Source organism: Sporichthyaceae bacterium (assembly GCA_036269075.1).
In the GTDB taxonomy this organism is placed as follows: Bacteria; Actinomycetota; Actinomycetes; order Sporichthyales; family Sporichthyaceae; genus DASQPJ01.
In genome coordinates, this window is record DATASX010000099.1 from 1 (window position 1) to 13,794 (window position 13,794).

Below are 13,794 nucleotides of genomic sequence, written 5' to 3' on the forward strand. Positions count from 1 at the left end.
GGGCGCGTTGCCGCGGAGATCCTCAGCCCCTACCCCCCGGGCGTGCCCGCCGTGGCGCCGGGGGAGGTCATCACCGCGCAGGTCCTGGACTACCTGGCCACCGGCGTGGCAGCAGGCATGCTGGTCCCCGACGCCGTCGACTCCTCCCTCGCGACCTTGCGGGTGGTGGCCTGACCCGGTTGCGGGTGTGCGCGGGCCCGACGAACTGAGCACTGGCGACACCGGTCCAGGCGGGGCGGCCGCACCGCAAACGGCCCCGCAGGTCGGGCCCGGTCCCGCGGCAGTCCACCGGCGCGGGACCGGCCCGACTTTCATTGCGTCACCGGCGGCGCGACAAAGCGGGCGGCGCGAGCGATCTGAGGCACCGTCAGCGAATGCCCGCCCGGACGTACCGTCACGCATGTGACTCCGCCTGTGCCAGGAATCAGGCGTGCTGGCCCGGACGCAGCAGGACCTTGGTCCAGCCGTCCTCGCGCTTGTCGAAGCTGGCGTAGGCCGCCGGGGCCTCCTCCAGGGGCAGTTCGTGGGAGACGATCACCGACGGCTTGGCCCGACCTCGGATGATCAGGTCTCGCAGGTACCGGTTGTACCGGCGAACGGGGCACTGTCCGGTACCGATGCTCAGGCCCTTGCTGAAGGCGCTGCCGAAGTCGAAGGCGATCCGGCCGTCCCCGGCCTGCTCGTCGACGGCACCCGGGTCCTGCGGGACGTAGACGCCCACGACACCGATCCGACCGGTGGCGCGGACCACGGAGACCAGGTTGTCCATGACCAGTTGCGGATGCTCCTGCCCGGCCGGGTCGTGGGACTGGTAGCCGACGGCCTCGACCCCGGCGTCCACCCCGAATCCGTCGGTGTGCTCCATGATCGCCTCGATCGGGTCCTCCTTGGACACGTCGACGGCGGTCGCGCCGAGCTTTCGGGCGAGGGCCAGCCGGTCGGGGTGGAAGTCGGCCACGAAGGTCTGGGCCGCCCCACGCAGGTCCGCGCTCAATGCTGCCATGAGCCCGACGGGGCCCGCGCCGAAGATCGCCACGGTGTGGCCCGGCGCGACCCCGGCCAGTTCGGTGCCGTGGTAGCCGGTGGGGAAGATGTCGGACAGCAGCGCGAAGTCGTTCTCGTTCTCGGTTCCGGCCGGCAGTTCCAGCAGGTTGGCGTCGGCCCACGGGACCCGCAGCAGCTCGGCCTGGCCACCCAGGTAGGGGCCCATTTTCGGGTAGCCGTAGCCGGCACCGGGCTGACCGGAGGGGTTGGCCCGCAGGCACGCCGAGGTCCATCCGTCGGTGCAGTTCCGGCAGGTTCCGCAGCACAGGTTGAAGGGCACCGAGACGCGGTCCCCGACCTTGACGCGATTAACCCCGGGCCCGACCTCCTCGACGATGCCCATGTTCTCGTGCCCGAGCACCATTCCTGGGTCCAACTCGGCGCGCCCCTCGTAGGGGTGCAGGTCCGAACCGCAGATGTTGGCCGTGGTGATCCGCACTATCGCGTCCGCGGGGGCCTCGATGCGCGGGTCCTCGACCTCTTCCACGTTCAGGTCGTAGGGACCTCGAAAGACCAATGCCTTCATGATGTGGGTTCCTTTCCCTTGTTCGACTGCTTTTCCTGCGCCCTGCCCGGGACTCGCGACCTCACGCCGGCTCCGGCGTGCGGTTGTGCGTCCTGGCTCTGGACGCCGAGCCATTCACGCGCACCGGGGCCGCGCGGAGCTGACCGGGCCCGCGTCCGGACAGTGGCCGAACCGCGACGGTCCCGGAATCTCCCCGGGCCGCAAGCTGCTGTGTCGCAGCCGGCCGGCGGGGTAGTCCAAACGCAGGAGTTGCCGATTCAGGGAGAACCCGGAGCTGGTCCCGGTCGCCGGAGCCGGCACGCGCGCCCGGCGGCGGACCTCATCCTCGCGCGTGCCATGCGATCGCCTCGCAGCGGTGGGACAGGCCAGGTGAGGAAAAGCGGATGATCCGGATCGGCACCAGCGGTTGGCAGTACGACGACTGGCGCCCGTCGTTCTACCCGGTCGGTCTGGCCCGCGACCGATGGTTGGGCCGTTACGTCGAATGCTTCGACACCGTCGAGATCAACAACACCTTTTACCGGCTGCCGAGCCAGGCCACCGTCGATCGCTGGGCGCAAGCCCTACCGCAGGGGTTTTTGGCCGCGATCAAGGTCAGTCGGTATCTGACGCACGTCCGCCGCCTGCGCGACCCGCAGGACCCGGTCGCGTTGCTGCTGGAACGGGTGGCTCCGCTTCGGGAACGCGGCCTGCTCGGTCCGGTCCTGCTGCAACTTCCGCCGAACATGCCTGCGCGGCCGGAGGATCTGGAGCGCACCCTGTCGGCATTCCCCCCTGACGTCCGGGTGGCCGTCGAGCCGCGGGACCGAAGCTGGTTCCGCAAGGCAACGCGGGAGGTGTTGATCGACCACCGGGCGGCCCTGGTCTGGTCCGATCGCAACGGCAGGTCAGTCGGCCCGTTGTGGCGCACGACCTCCTGGTGCTACCTGAGGTTGCACCACGGCCGCCTCGACTGGGCGTATCAGGATCGGGACCTGCGCCGTTGGGCCCGGCGGTTGCGCGAATGCCCCGACGCGTTCGTCTTCACCAACAATGATCCAGGCGCCGCCGCCGTCCGCGATGCCCGACGCCTGCAGGCACTGACGACGTGAAGCCGTGCGCCGCCGTCCAGGCGGCAAGTCAACAGATAGGGGACCACCGGAGGTTCACCGGGTCCTGATCGGGTTGCTGGGCTGGAATCTGATGCGCAATCAGCGTCGACGGGTCCGCCCGCTCGAAGGGCGGCGGCGTTCGCCGCATCCGAGGCCCGGGCCAGGTCGCGACCGGCTCACCGGCGCCGTGCCGTTGTCACCGGATCGATTGTGTTTCCCGGCACTCGGGTAGTACGCCACGCAGGCGTGTACCGACCCTTGGTGACGCCGCCGCAAGGGCACCCTCAACCGATCATGGCGAACCAGGAGGAGCCACCCATGGCCAGTGAGAAGCAGGTCCGGGCCGCGAAGAAGAATGTCGAGAAGGCGCGCGCTGGAGCCCAGAAGAAGCACTCGATCGCGAACATGCCGGCAAAAACCCGCACGGCGCTCGGTAAGCAGGGCGCCGCCGTGGCTCAACGCAAGCGCACCGGTGGCGCGACGCCGAAAACCCGCCAGGAACTCTACGAGGAGGCCAAGCACCGCGACCTACCCGGGCGTTCCAAGATGGGCCGCGACGAACTCGCCCGAGCGCTGGGCCACGGGTAGGAACGCCGCTGGGCCGGCGCCCCCGGCTGCGGCTGCGGCACATCGACAGGCCGGGGATGCCGTACCCCTTGTCCGCCGATCATCGACAGCTCCACCCTTGACAGCATCCTGCGATTATCTGTTCTAATTACAATAGATTTCGGAAGGGACAGATTGGCCGACCGGTACGCCGCCGGCGCCGGGGACCCGGTGTCTGTCTGCGCGAGCATCGATCCGCGGAGGTAGCGGCGATGGACGCATGGCGCTTGCGGATCGAGGGCGGGCCCAGCGGAGAGACTGGTGCTGGCCGGCGAGTTCGATCAGCTCACGGCCCCCCTACTGCGTACGGCGTTTCAGCAGGTGGTCCCCCACCGGTGGGCACCTGCTCGTCGACCTGCAACGGGTGTGCGTGCTGCAGGCCGCCGGGGTGGCGGTGCTGGACGAACACGCCCGCCGGCACGCGCTCAGCATTCTGGCCCGTGCCGGGAGCGCCAGGGCACTGGTGCTCACCGTCTGCAGGATGCAGCATTTGTCCAGAGTCGAACTGCGTGCGGCTCGGACCCTGCCCACGCGGGCCCGTCGTTCGTGCCGGGACATGATCATCGCCGCAGCCTCACCTACATTCCGGGTCGGCCGGATGGAGTACCGCGGCCGGGTAGTGGTCCGGAGCCGAACCGGCTACCGAGGAGGCTTCATGATCAGTATTTCTGAGAGACTGAACACCGAGCGCAGACCCGACGACCCGGGGCAGGGCACCACCACGGTGGCGTTCCGGACCAAGCAACCGGGAGTTACCGGACGGCGGATCTCGTTGGTGGGCGATTTCAACGACTGGGATCCCCGGCTCACTCCGATGGAGGAGTCCGACGAGGGCACCTGGGCCGCCGTCCTGGAACTGCCGCCGGGCCGGCGCTACCGGTTCCGGTACCTGTCCGAGGACGGGCAATGGTTCAACGACGAAGCAGCGCATTCCTACGAGGAGAACGAGCACGGCGGGCACGACAGCGTCTTGGACCTCACCGCCTCCGCCGCCGTACCGAGCGGGCAGTTGAGTGTGTCCGCCCCCATCGCCGGCGCGACCCCGGAGTGAGCGGATTCCGCAGCCCGACACCCCGGGCCCGAGAATCACTCCGTGACCGATCGACAACGAGCCCACCGCTTCCGTACCCCGAGCGACCCCCGCGGCGGTGGCTGGGTGGGGCGGGCCGCGGCGGTCGGATGGCCTTTCGCCGGGCGAGCCACGGAGTCGGTGGACACCGCGGTGCCGGTGCTGGGGGCCGCTCGGCCGGGATCATCGCCGAGCCGGCCGGGGCGCTGGCACCGGCCGCCCTGACCGGTCGTCTGATCTCCGGCGTAGAACCGGGCACGACCGTGGTCTGCGTGCTCTCCGGCGGCAACAACGACATCAGCCGTTACGCGGAAATCATCGAACGCGCGATGCTGCACGAGGGCCGAAAGCACTACTTCCTCGTCGAGTTCCACCAGGAATTCGGTGCCCTGCGCAGATTCCTCGACGAGGTCCTCGGCCCCGAGGACGACATCGCACTGTTCGAATACGTCAAGCGCAACAACCGCGAGACCGGCCCCGCCCTGGTCGGCATCGAGTTGGCCCGCCCCGGCGACGCCCCCGCGTTGCTCGCCCGGATGCGCGCAGCGCCCATCAACGTCGAACAGGTCGACCCGGCCGGCCCACTGTTCCAGTTCCTGATCTGAAACCTGCGAGGCGGCCTGGCCGACCCGCAACCTGCTCAGGGCGGTACCCGAGACCCGCGACGGCCACGCCGACGGACACCGCGGCACACCGGCGAACGCGCCCGGCGCGTCAGTGAACCCGGCACAAGCCAGGACGAGGTTGCGGACCAACCCGGGCGAGAACAACCACAGCCCGGGCCTGCCAAGGTCGTGAACCTCAACATGTGCTGAGCCGAGCGCCTCTACGGGGTGATGTCGCTCATCCGGCGGCGGGTGTCTCGTCCCACCCGAAGGACCAGTTCTGTTCGGGGACCTCCCCACCGGCTGCGGCGAAGGAACGCAACGCGACCAGCAAGGAGTTCCGTTCCGCACCGGACATCGTGGCCAGGATCGCGTGGATCTCACGACAGCGGGCCCGGCTCACCGTCCTGACACAGCTGCGGCCGGGCGTCGTGATCGACACATTCACCGCACGCCGGTCCTGCCCCGGGCTGTCCCGGCGGACGAGCCCGCGGCTCTCCAGGCGATCGCAGTGGCGGGTGGCGGTGGAGCTGTTGACGCCCAACAGGGATGCGAGGTCCCGCACTCGCTGCGGTCCACGGGTCGCCAGGACCACCAGAGCCCGGTGCTGGGACAGGGTGAGGTCGGCGTGCGCAGCGGCGAGGGAACGCACGGCCACGGCTACCAATACCCGGCTGGCGTGCAACACCGCTTCCACCAGGTCCGCGTCCGGGACCGGAGGCACCGTTCGGGAGGCCCCGCCAAAGCTCATGCCCCGAGCATAGATGCCGTGGGCACGGGTAGAACTCACGCGGTAGATGTGCGCAGGCGAGGCGCAGCGTGGGGCAGCGGATCGAGGTCGACGCGCTTCTCGACCACGACGACCTCGAGGTCGTCGGTGGACCCGGCGAGGTCCGATTCGCAACCACAGATGGAGATGGCCATGGCCGGGCGGGACCGCATCGCCGACCCGTGGGGTCGACGCACCCCCTACGGACCCGGTCAGTCGTGGGCCACCCGCGTGGACCAGTACCTGGCCGACGGGGTCACGGACTCCGACGTCGAGCGCTGGGTGCAGAGCGCCTCGGTGTTGCACAGCAACGGCGACGCGATGGACATCGCGGTCGCGGGTGGGCGCGTCGTCGGGGTTCGCGGCCGCGGCGGTGACCGGGTCAACCGCGGCCGGCTGGGCCCGAAGGACCTGTTCGGCTGGCAGGCCAACCATTCCACCGATCGGCTCACCGCTCCCCTCATCCGCCGCGGCGGGCGTTTGGTGGAGACGGACTGGGACACCGCGATGGACCTGATCGTGGCCCGGACCCACAGCCTGCTCGCCGAGCAGGGACCCGGGGCGTTGGGTTTCTACACCACCGGGCAACTGTTCCTCGAGGAGTACTACACCCTGGCCACTCTGGTGCACGGCGGGCTGTCCTGCCCGCACCTGGACGGCAACACCCGCCTGTGCACGGCAACCTCGGGCGAGGCGCTGAAGGAGACCTTCGGCTCCGACGGACAACCGGGCTCCTACGCCGACGTCGACCACGCGGACACGATCGCGCTCTATGGCCACAACGTTGCCGAGACCCAGACCGTGCTCTGGGCGCGCATTCTGGACCGTCTCGACGGCCCCGAACCGCCGCGCCTGCTCGTGGTGGACCCGCGGCTCACCGAGGTCGCGCGCCGGGCCACCGTTCACCTGCGCCCCTTGCCCGGCACCAATGTGGCGCTGTTCAATGCCCTGCTGCAGCAGGTGATCGCGCACGATTGGGTCGACGTCGATTTCGTCGCCGCGAACACGGTCGGCTTCGAAGCCCTGGCCAAGACCGTGGCGGGCTATACCTCCGAGGTGGCCGAGCGGATCTGCGGGGTGCCGGCGGCCGACGTCGAGGCTGCCGCGCGGCTGGTCGGTGAGGCGCAGCGACTGCTGTCCACCGTGCTGCAGGGCGTCTACCAGTCCAACCAGGCCACCCTGGCCGCGATGCAGGTGAACAACCTGAACCTGGTGCGCGGGATGCTCGGGCGGCCCGGCTGCGGGATCCTGCAGATGAACGGTCAGCCGACCGCGCAGAACACGCGGGAGACCGGCGCGAACGGTGACCTGCCGGGGTTCCGCAACTGGGCCAACGACGCCCACGTCGCCGACCTCGCCCGGGTGTGGAACGTCGAACCGGATGCCATTCCGCACGCGGGTCCGCCGACGCATGCGCTGCAGATGTTCCGCTACGCCGAGGAAGGGTCGATCCGCTTCCTGTGGGTCAGCGGCACCAACCCGGCCGTGTCGTTGCCCGAACTGCGCCGGGTGCGTTCACTGCTGAACCAGGATCGGCTCTTCCTTGTCGTGCAGGACATCTTCCGCACCGAGACCGCCGAACTGGCCGACGTCGTCCTGCCCGCCGCAACGTGGGGGGAGAAGACCGGTACCTTCACCAACGCCGACCGCACCGTGCACCTGTCGGAGAAGGCGGTCGACCCGCCCGGGCGGGCGCGGCCCGACCTGGACATCTTCCGCGACTACGCCAGCCGCCTGAATCTGCGCGACCGCGACGGCAACCCGTTGATCCACTGGGGCGACCCGGAGTCGGCGTTCGAAGCCTGGAAAGCCGCCAGCGCCGGGCGCCCGTGCGACTACACCGGGCTGAGCTACCAGATGCTGCGCGGCCCGTCGGGGATCCCGTGGCCGGTCAACGCGCAGCACCCGCACGGCTGCGAGCGGCTCTACACCGACGGCATCAGCTTCGCCGCGCCGCACATGTGCGAGTCCTACGGCAAGGACCCGGTCACCGGTGCCCCGACCGAGCCCGCCCAGTACCGGGCGAGCAACCCGCAGGGCAAGGCGCTGCTCAAGGGCGCCGAGTTCGTGCCGCCCAGCGAGGTCCCTAGCGAGAAGTTCCCCTACGTGCTGACCACGGGACGGACCCTGTTCCACTTCCACACGCGGACCAAGACCGCGCGCGCACCGCAGTTGCAGGCCGCCGCACCGGCGGTGTGGGTGGAGATGTCCGCGGCCGACGCGGCTCGCGAACAGCTCCAGGAGGGGGACCTGCTGGAGATCTCCTCACCGCGGGCGACCGTCGCGGCCCGGCTGCGCATCAGCGGCATCCGCGACGGCGTGCTGTTCCTGCCCTTCCACTACGGCTACTGGGACGACCCCGAGCACGAGCCGCGGGCGGCGAACGAGTTGACCATCACCGACTGGGACCCGCTGTCCAAGCAGCCGATGTTCAAGACCGCCGCCGCCGCGGTACGGCTGCGCACTCGCGACGGGCAGCCGTGCCTGGCCCCGACCAACACCGCGTCCGCGCCGGTGCACCCTGACCCTTGCCCGACCGCCGGCGGGGCGGGCGCCCACGCCCAGGAGGTGACGCCGTGAGCCGAGGCATCGCCCTGGTGCTGGACGAGGTGCACGACGGCGAGGTGGAGCTGGAGAGCGAGTTGCACCGGGTGGCGCAGCGACACCACGCCGAGCACGAGATTGTGCACGTCGCGGCGATCCTGGCCCGCTGGAGCCTGCACAACCGCCAGGACCTCGCCCCGGCGGCCGAGCGCTACGGCAAGGAACTCACGCAGCACCAAGACCCTGTCGGACCGTCGCCTGCCGTGGAGGTCCTGCGGGAGAAATCCGCCGAAGTACCGGGGCGAGGTAAGGAAGGCGGCCTGCTCCTGCTGCGCGATTTGCGCCAGTTGTACCTGCAGGCGCAAGGCAACGCGGTGCTGTGGACGATGCTCGGCCAAGGGGCGCAGGCGACCCGCGACAGCGAGCTGCTGGAAGTAGTGACGCAGTGTCAGGCACGGACCCTTCGGCAGGCGACCTGGTGCAACGCCACCCTGAAGACAATCAGCCCGCAGGTGCTCACCGCGGCGAGGTGAGTCCGCCCGCGCCGGCTCGGCGACCCGCACGCGACAGCGGTCGGCCCGAGTCCGGCTCCTTCGGCGAGCTCGCGGCGCAGGGCCTCGATCGACGCGCAAGGCCCCAGCGCCGTACCGATCAAGTGTCGATCAAGCATCGCTGGGCGGGTTGCGGTTCAGGTTTGGGATGGGCCCCGTGGTCGGTTCGGGTCAGCCCGTTACGCGCAGAAGTGCAGCCGCGCGCAGGACCGGCACGGCGAGAATCTTGTAGCCGACCTGCTCGAGGAGCCATTCGCCAATTTGCCCCGCGTCGGGTGTACTCCCGTCCCCGACCCGACCTCGTCACCATTCTTGACCAGGTCAGGAATGATCTACAAGGATGGCGGAGTGGCCGCAACCATGGATTTCCCGCAACTTCTGCGTGAGGCGTCGTTGCGGGTGACTCGGCCGCGGCTCGCGGTGCTCGGCGCCGTGCGCGCCAATCCGCACGCCGACACCGAATCCATCCTGCGCGCGGTGCGCAGGGAGTTGCCCGATGTCTCGCACCAAGCCGTCTACGACTCGCTGAACACCCTGAGCGCCGTGGGACTGGTGCGGCGCATCCAGCCCGCGGGATCCGTTGCGCGTTACGAGTCCCGGGTCGGGGACAACCACCATCACGTGGTGTGCCGGTCGTGCGGCGTGATCGCCGATGTCGACTGCGCCGTTGGCGAGACACCGTGCCTGACCGCCGCCGACGACCACGGCTACGCACTGGAGGAGGCCGAGGTCATCTACTGGGGCCTTTGCCCCGCCTGCTTGGCCTCCGGAACCGCCTGAATCTGCAACATCGCCCCCGAAAACGCAGCGAGACAGGAAGAAGGACCTCCGTGTCTGACAGCGAGAATCCAGCCCTTGCCGGCCCCAAGGCCACCGAGCACCGGCCGCGGTCCAACCAGGACTGGTGGCCGAACCAGCTGAACCTGTCGGTGCTGCACCGGCACCAGTCCAAGCCCGGTCCGTTGGGCCAGGACTTCGACTACCGCGAGGCGTTCAAGAGCCTCGACGTGGCGGCCCTGAAGCGGGACATCACCGAGGTGATGACGACCTCGCAGGACTGGTGGCCGGCGGACTACGGTCACTACGGCCCGCTGTTCATCCGGCTGACCTGGCACGCCGCGGGTACCTACCGCATCCACGACGGCCGCGGCGGCGGCGGCGCGGGCCAGCAGCGTTTCGCCCCGCTCAACAGCTGGCCGGACAACGGCAACCTGGACAAGGCCCGGCGGCTGCTTTGGCCCGTCAAGCAGAAGTACGGCAACGCCGTCTCCTGGTCGGACCTGCTGGTGCTGGCCGGCAACGTGGCCTTGGAGTCGATGGGGTTCGAGACCTTCGGTTTCGCCTTCGGTCGTCCCGACGTCTTCGAACCCGAGGAGGTCTTCTGGGGTCCGGAGGACACCTGGTTGGGCGACGAGCGCTACAGCGGTGAGCGCGACCTGACCGGCCCGCTGGGCGCGGTGCAGATGGGCCTGATCTACGTCAACCCGGAGGGCCCCAACGGCAACCCGGACCCGCTGAAGTCCGCACATGACATCCGCGAGACCTTCGGTCGGATGGCGATGAACGACGAGGAGACCGTGGCGCTGATCGCCGGCGGCCACACCTTCGGCAAGGCCCACGGCAACGGCGACCCGGCGTTGGTCGGCCCGGAGCCCGAGGGCTGCCCGGTGCACAGCATGGGCCTGGGTTGGGCAAACCAGAACGGCGTCGGCAAGGGCTACGACACCGTCACCTCCGGTCTGGAGGGCGCCTGGACGCCGACCCCGACCCAGTGGGACAGCAGCTTCTTCGACACCCTCTTCGGCCACGAGTGGGAGCTGACCACCAGCCCGGCCGGTGCCAATCAGTGGAAACCGGCCAATGGCGCCGCTGCCGACGCCGTCCCGGACGCGCACGACCCGAGCATCCGGCACGCGCCGATGATGGCCACCACCGACCTGGCACTGCGCTTCGACCCGGTCTACGAGCCGATCTCGCGCCGCTTCCACGAGCACCCCGAAGAGCTCGCGGTCGAATTCGCCAAGGCCGGGTACAAGCTGCTGCACCGCGACATGGGCCCGATCACCCGCTTCCTCGGCCCGTGGGTCCCGCAGGCGCAGCTGTGGCAGGACCCGGTCCCGGCCCACGAGGGCCCGCTGGTCTCCGAGGCGGACGTCGCGGCGCTCAAGGCCAAGGTGCTCGCCTCCGGGCTGACGGTTCCGCAGCTGGTCTCGACTGGCTGGGCTTCGGCAGTCACCTTCCGCGGCACCGACAAGCGGGGCGGCGCCAACGGTGCGCGCATCCGGCTCGAGCCGCAGCGCAGCTGGGAGGTCAACGACCCGACGGAGCTGACCAAGGTGCTCGCCTCGCTGGAGGAGATCCAGGCCGACTTCAACGCCGGCAGCGCGACGAAGATCTCGCTGGCGGACCTGATCGTGCTCGCCGGGACCGCGGCCGTGGAGAAGGCGGCCAGGGACGGCGGTGTGGAGCTGACCGTCGGGTTCCGGCCGGGTCGCACCGACGCGACCCAGGAACTCACCGACGTCGATTCCTTCGCTGTGCTCGAGCCGAAGGCCGATGCCTTCCGCAACTTCTACCCGGCCGGTGACAAGATGCCGGCCGAGGTGCACCTGCTGGACAAGGCGAACCTGCTGTGCCTGACCGCCTCGGAGATGACCGTGCTGGTCGGCGGCCTGCGGGTGCTCGGCGCGAACCACCGAGGCTCCGCGCACGGCCGGTTCACCGAAAAGGTCGGGACGTTGAGCAACGACTTCTTCGTCAACCTGCTCGACGTCGGCACCGAGTGGGCGCCGGCCTCCACCGGCGAGGGCCTCTACCAGGGACGCAACCGCGCCACGGGCCAGGTCGTCGCCGATGCCACCGCCGCCGACCTGGTCTTCGGGTCCAACTCCTCGCTCCGCGCGATCGCCGAGGTATATGCCCAGAACGACGCCAAGGGAAAGTTCGCCCACGACTTCGCCGCGGCCTGGACCAAGGTCATGGAACTCGACCGGTACGACCTGCACCGCTGATCCTGGTTGCACCACCGGCCGCTACCGCGACCGCAACGACCTCGAGGTCCGGGTCGGCTCTCCGGCCGACCCGGGCCTCGCCATATCTGACGGTAAGTCAGTGAGACGCGGCGTCGGCGTCCGGCGAGGATTGGATCCCGCTCGGTGCATCGCCGATGCCGCATCAGTAGGCGTGTCGCGAATCCGGGGGTTGCGTGCAGGGAACCACCTGCCACCGGTTCTGCTCGGCTCCGGTGAGCGGATGTTCGACGGAGTCGAGAATTCCGGCTTCGAACCCGTCGAGGTCCTGCACTCACCACTGAGCACCCACATCCGCTACCGCAGAGCAGACTGATCACCCCTCACTTCTGACCGATCGTCAGTTGCACCGCGGGGGTCAGATTTTCGGGTTGTCGTCCTCTTTGACCAGGATCCCGAAGCCGGCGGAGGTGAGCCTCGGTGGTGTTCAGGTCATTCTGGGCGGCATCGATGCCGGTGGTGTCGTGGTGCTTGATGCCCGAGGACCAGGGCGATCCGCTGTCCGAAATCGCTCAAGGGCTTCGCCAGCCTGTTGCACAGTGCCGGGTCGGCCGCCGCAGCCTCGCGGGGCTTGCGCACCGAACCGTCGGCACGGTCGCGGCGCCGGGCCGCGTCGGCCCCGCTGCCCGGGGTTCCCGAAGCCCGAGGCGGGTAGCGGGTCGACATGACCGAGCCCACCGCGGATTTGAGCACACCCGAAGGCGTGAACGAGGGGTCGGCGAAGTCGACCGGCGAGGGAGACGAGCCGCAGGGCGACGTGCGAGCCGGCGGACACCCGGAACGCGCCGCCGAACAACCCGATCCGCGCGACCACCCGATCATCGACGCCCCGTTCACGCCGCGAGACCCGAGCGCCCCGTCCCTGGAGCAGAGCGTCGAGGAGGGCGCCCGCTAGGGCCAACCGGGGTGCGGTGCAATCGAGGCCGGACACTGGGCCTGCCTCGATCTTGCCGCGTCGGGTAGCTGCGGACCACGGACGACTGAGAGGCAGAAATATGAGCAAGGCATACGGCTACAGCGCCTACGGCGGTCCGGAGAACGAGATCTGGTTCGACCGTCCCGAACCGACGCCGGGGCCGAGCGAGCTGGTGATCAAGGTTCACGCGATCGGGGTCAACCCGGTCGATTTCAAGGTCCGCGCCGGAATGAGGGCCGACCCGGCCGCCACCCCCGCATTCCCGATGGTGCTGGGCAGCGAGGCCGCGGGCACGGTGACGGCGGTCGGCGGTGACGTCGAAGGATTCACCGTCGGTGACGAGGTGATGGGCAGGGCGGCCCCGGAGCACGGCACCTACGCCGAACACGCGGTCCTGCTCGCCGCCTCCACCACCCACAAACCGGTGAACCTGGACTTCGTCGCGGCCGCCGCCCTGCCGGTGGCCGGATCCAGCGCCTGGGAGGCCTTGGACCGGGTGAAGCTCCACGCCGGGGACACCGTGCTGATCAACGGCATCGGCGGCGGCGTCGGAGTCATGGCCGCCCAACTCGCCCGCGACCGCGGCGCCGCAGTGATCGGCATCGGCAGCGAGGCCAAACGGCGCCTGACCGAAAGCCTCGGCGCGACCCTGGTGACCCACGACAACGGCGATGTGGCAGCCCGCGTCCGCGAGCTCCTGCCCGACGGCCCCGACGCGCTCATCGACCTGGTGGGCGGAAACGCGCTGAACGCGGTGGCAAACCTGGTCGGCGACCCGGCAAGAATCGTCTCGATCGTCGACCCCGGCGTCGAAGCACTCGGCGGAACGTTCCTCATCTCCACCGGGGCCGGCCTGGAACCCGTGGCCGAACTGGTGGCCACCGGAAAAGCGGATCCGAAAGTCCTGCAGACCTACCCCTTCGACGAGGCGCCCACAGCACTGCGGGCCGTCGAGTCGGGACACACCCTCGGCAAGGTCGTCATCGACCTGAACCGGACCACCCGAACCTGACCCGTCGGCTGTTGAACTGCATCGTGGGGCCC

At 69.6% G+C, this 13,794-nt stretch carries 14 protein-coding genes; 11 read left to right on the top strand and 3 right to left on the bottom strand.

Annotation, left to right across the window (positions count from 1 at the left end; all coding sequences use genetic code 11):
- Positions 1-174, top strand: a 174-nt coding sequence (locus VHU88_18240) for an ornithine decarboxylase (protein ID HEX3613634.1), incomplete at its 5' end; no start/stop codon positions are given.
- A gap of 250 nt (positions 175-424) precedes the next feature.
- On the opposite strand, the gene VHU88_18245 is transcribed toward VHU88_18240, so the two are convergent.
- The gene (locus tag VHU88_18245; protein ID HEX3613635.1) at positions 425-1,570 is read right to left on the bottom strand and encodes a glutathione-independent formaldehyde dehydrogenase; all 1,146 of its coding nucleotides are present in this window, start codon (positions 1,568-1,570) and stop codon (positions 425-427) included.
- 383 nt (positions 1,571-1,953) lie between these two features.
- Between VHU88_18245 and VHU88_18250 the strand changes: the two genes are divergently transcribed.
- The 4 genes from VHU88_18250 to VHU88_18265 all read left to right on the top strand — a co-directional run bounded on the left by VHU88_18250 (position 1,954) and on the right by VHU88_18265 (position 4,941).
- Complete coding sequence (locus VHU88_18250) at positions 1,954-2,661, top strand: DUF72 domain-containing protein (protein ID HEX3613636.1); 708 nt, start codon at positions 1,954-1,956, stop codon at positions 2,659-2,661.
- 318 nt (positions 2,662-2,979) lie between these two features.
- Positions 2,980-3,249: a hypothetical protein gene (locus tag VHU88_18255; GenBank protein ID HEX3613637.1), complete on the top strand. Its 270-nt coding sequence runs from the start codon at positions 2,980-2,982 to the stop codon at positions 3,247-3,249.
- A gap of 673 nt (positions 3,250-3,922) precedes the next feature.
- A complete protein-coding gene (locus VHU88_18260) occupies positions 3,923-4,318 on the top strand; it encodes an isoamylase early set domain-containing protein (protein HEX3613638.1) in 396 nt (131 codons plus the stop codon).
- Between the two features lie 128 nt (positions 4,319-4,446).
- Positions 4,447-4,941: a hypothetical protein gene (locus VHU88_18265; GenBank protein HEX3613639.1), complete on the top strand. Its 495-nt coding sequence runs from the start codon at positions 4,447-4,449 to the stop codon at positions 4,939-4,941.
- Positions 4,942-5,179: 238 nt separating this feature from the next.
- Here the strand turns inward: VHU88_18265 and VHU88_18270 are convergent, their stop codons facing one another.
- Positions 5,180-5,692 (bottom strand): MarR family transcriptional regulator, encoded by a 513-nt coding sequence (locus VHU88_18270; protein ID HEX3613640.1) that lies wholly within the window; start codon positions 5,690-5,692, stop codon positions 5,180-5,182.
- 35 nt (positions 5,693-5,727) lie between these two features.
- Positions 5,728-5,865, bottom strand: a complete 138-nt coding sequence (locus tag VHU88_18275) for a hypothetical protein (protein ID HEX3613641.1) — start codon at positions 5,863-5,865, stop codon at positions 5,728-5,730.
- Here VHU88_18275 and VHU88_18280 point away from each other — a divergent pair.
- From VHU88_18280 to VHU88_18305, 6 genes are all read left to right on the top strand, one after another.
- Entirely contained in the window at positions 5,864-8,290 is a 2,427-nt protein-coding gene (locus tag VHU88_18280) for a molybdopterin-dependent oxidoreductase (protein HEX3613642.1), read from the top strand. The two genes, VHU88_18275 and VHU88_18280, sit on opposite strands and share 2 nt — an antisense overlap.
- A complete protein-coding gene (locus VHU88_18285) occupies positions 8,287-8,787 on the top strand; it encodes a hypothetical protein (protein HEX3613643.1) in 501 nt (166 codons plus the stop codon). The genes VHU88_18280 and VHU88_18285 overlap by 4 nt, the downstream gene beginning before the upstream one ends.
- Before the next feature lie 345 nt (positions 8,788-9,132).
- Complete coding sequence (locus VHU88_18290) at positions 9,133-9,585, top strand: Fur family transcriptional regulator (protein ID HEX3613644.1); 453 nt, start codon at positions 9,133-9,135, stop codon at positions 9,583-9,585.
- 50 nt (positions 9,586-9,635) lie between these two features.
- Positions 9,636-11,816, top strand: coding sequence for a catalase/peroxidase HPI (gene katG / locus VHU88_18295; GenBank protein HEX3613645.1), 2,181 nt, complete (start codon positions 9,636-9,638; stop codon positions 11,814-11,816).
- A 682-nt stretch (positions 11,817-12,498) separates the two neighbouring features.
- A complete protein-coding gene (locus VHU88_18300) occupies positions 12,499-12,729 on the top strand; it encodes a hypothetical protein (GenBank protein HEX3613646.1) in 231 nt (76 codons plus the stop codon).
- Positions 12,730-12,829: 100 nt separating this feature from the next.
- The gene (locus VHU88_18305) at positions 12,830-13,762 is read left to right on the top strand and encodes an NADP-dependent oxidoreductase (protein ID HEX3613647.1); all 933 of its coding nucleotides are present in this window, start codon (positions 12,830-12,832) and stop codon (positions 13,760-13,762) included.
- Positions 13,763-13,794 lie beyond the last annotated feature (32 nt).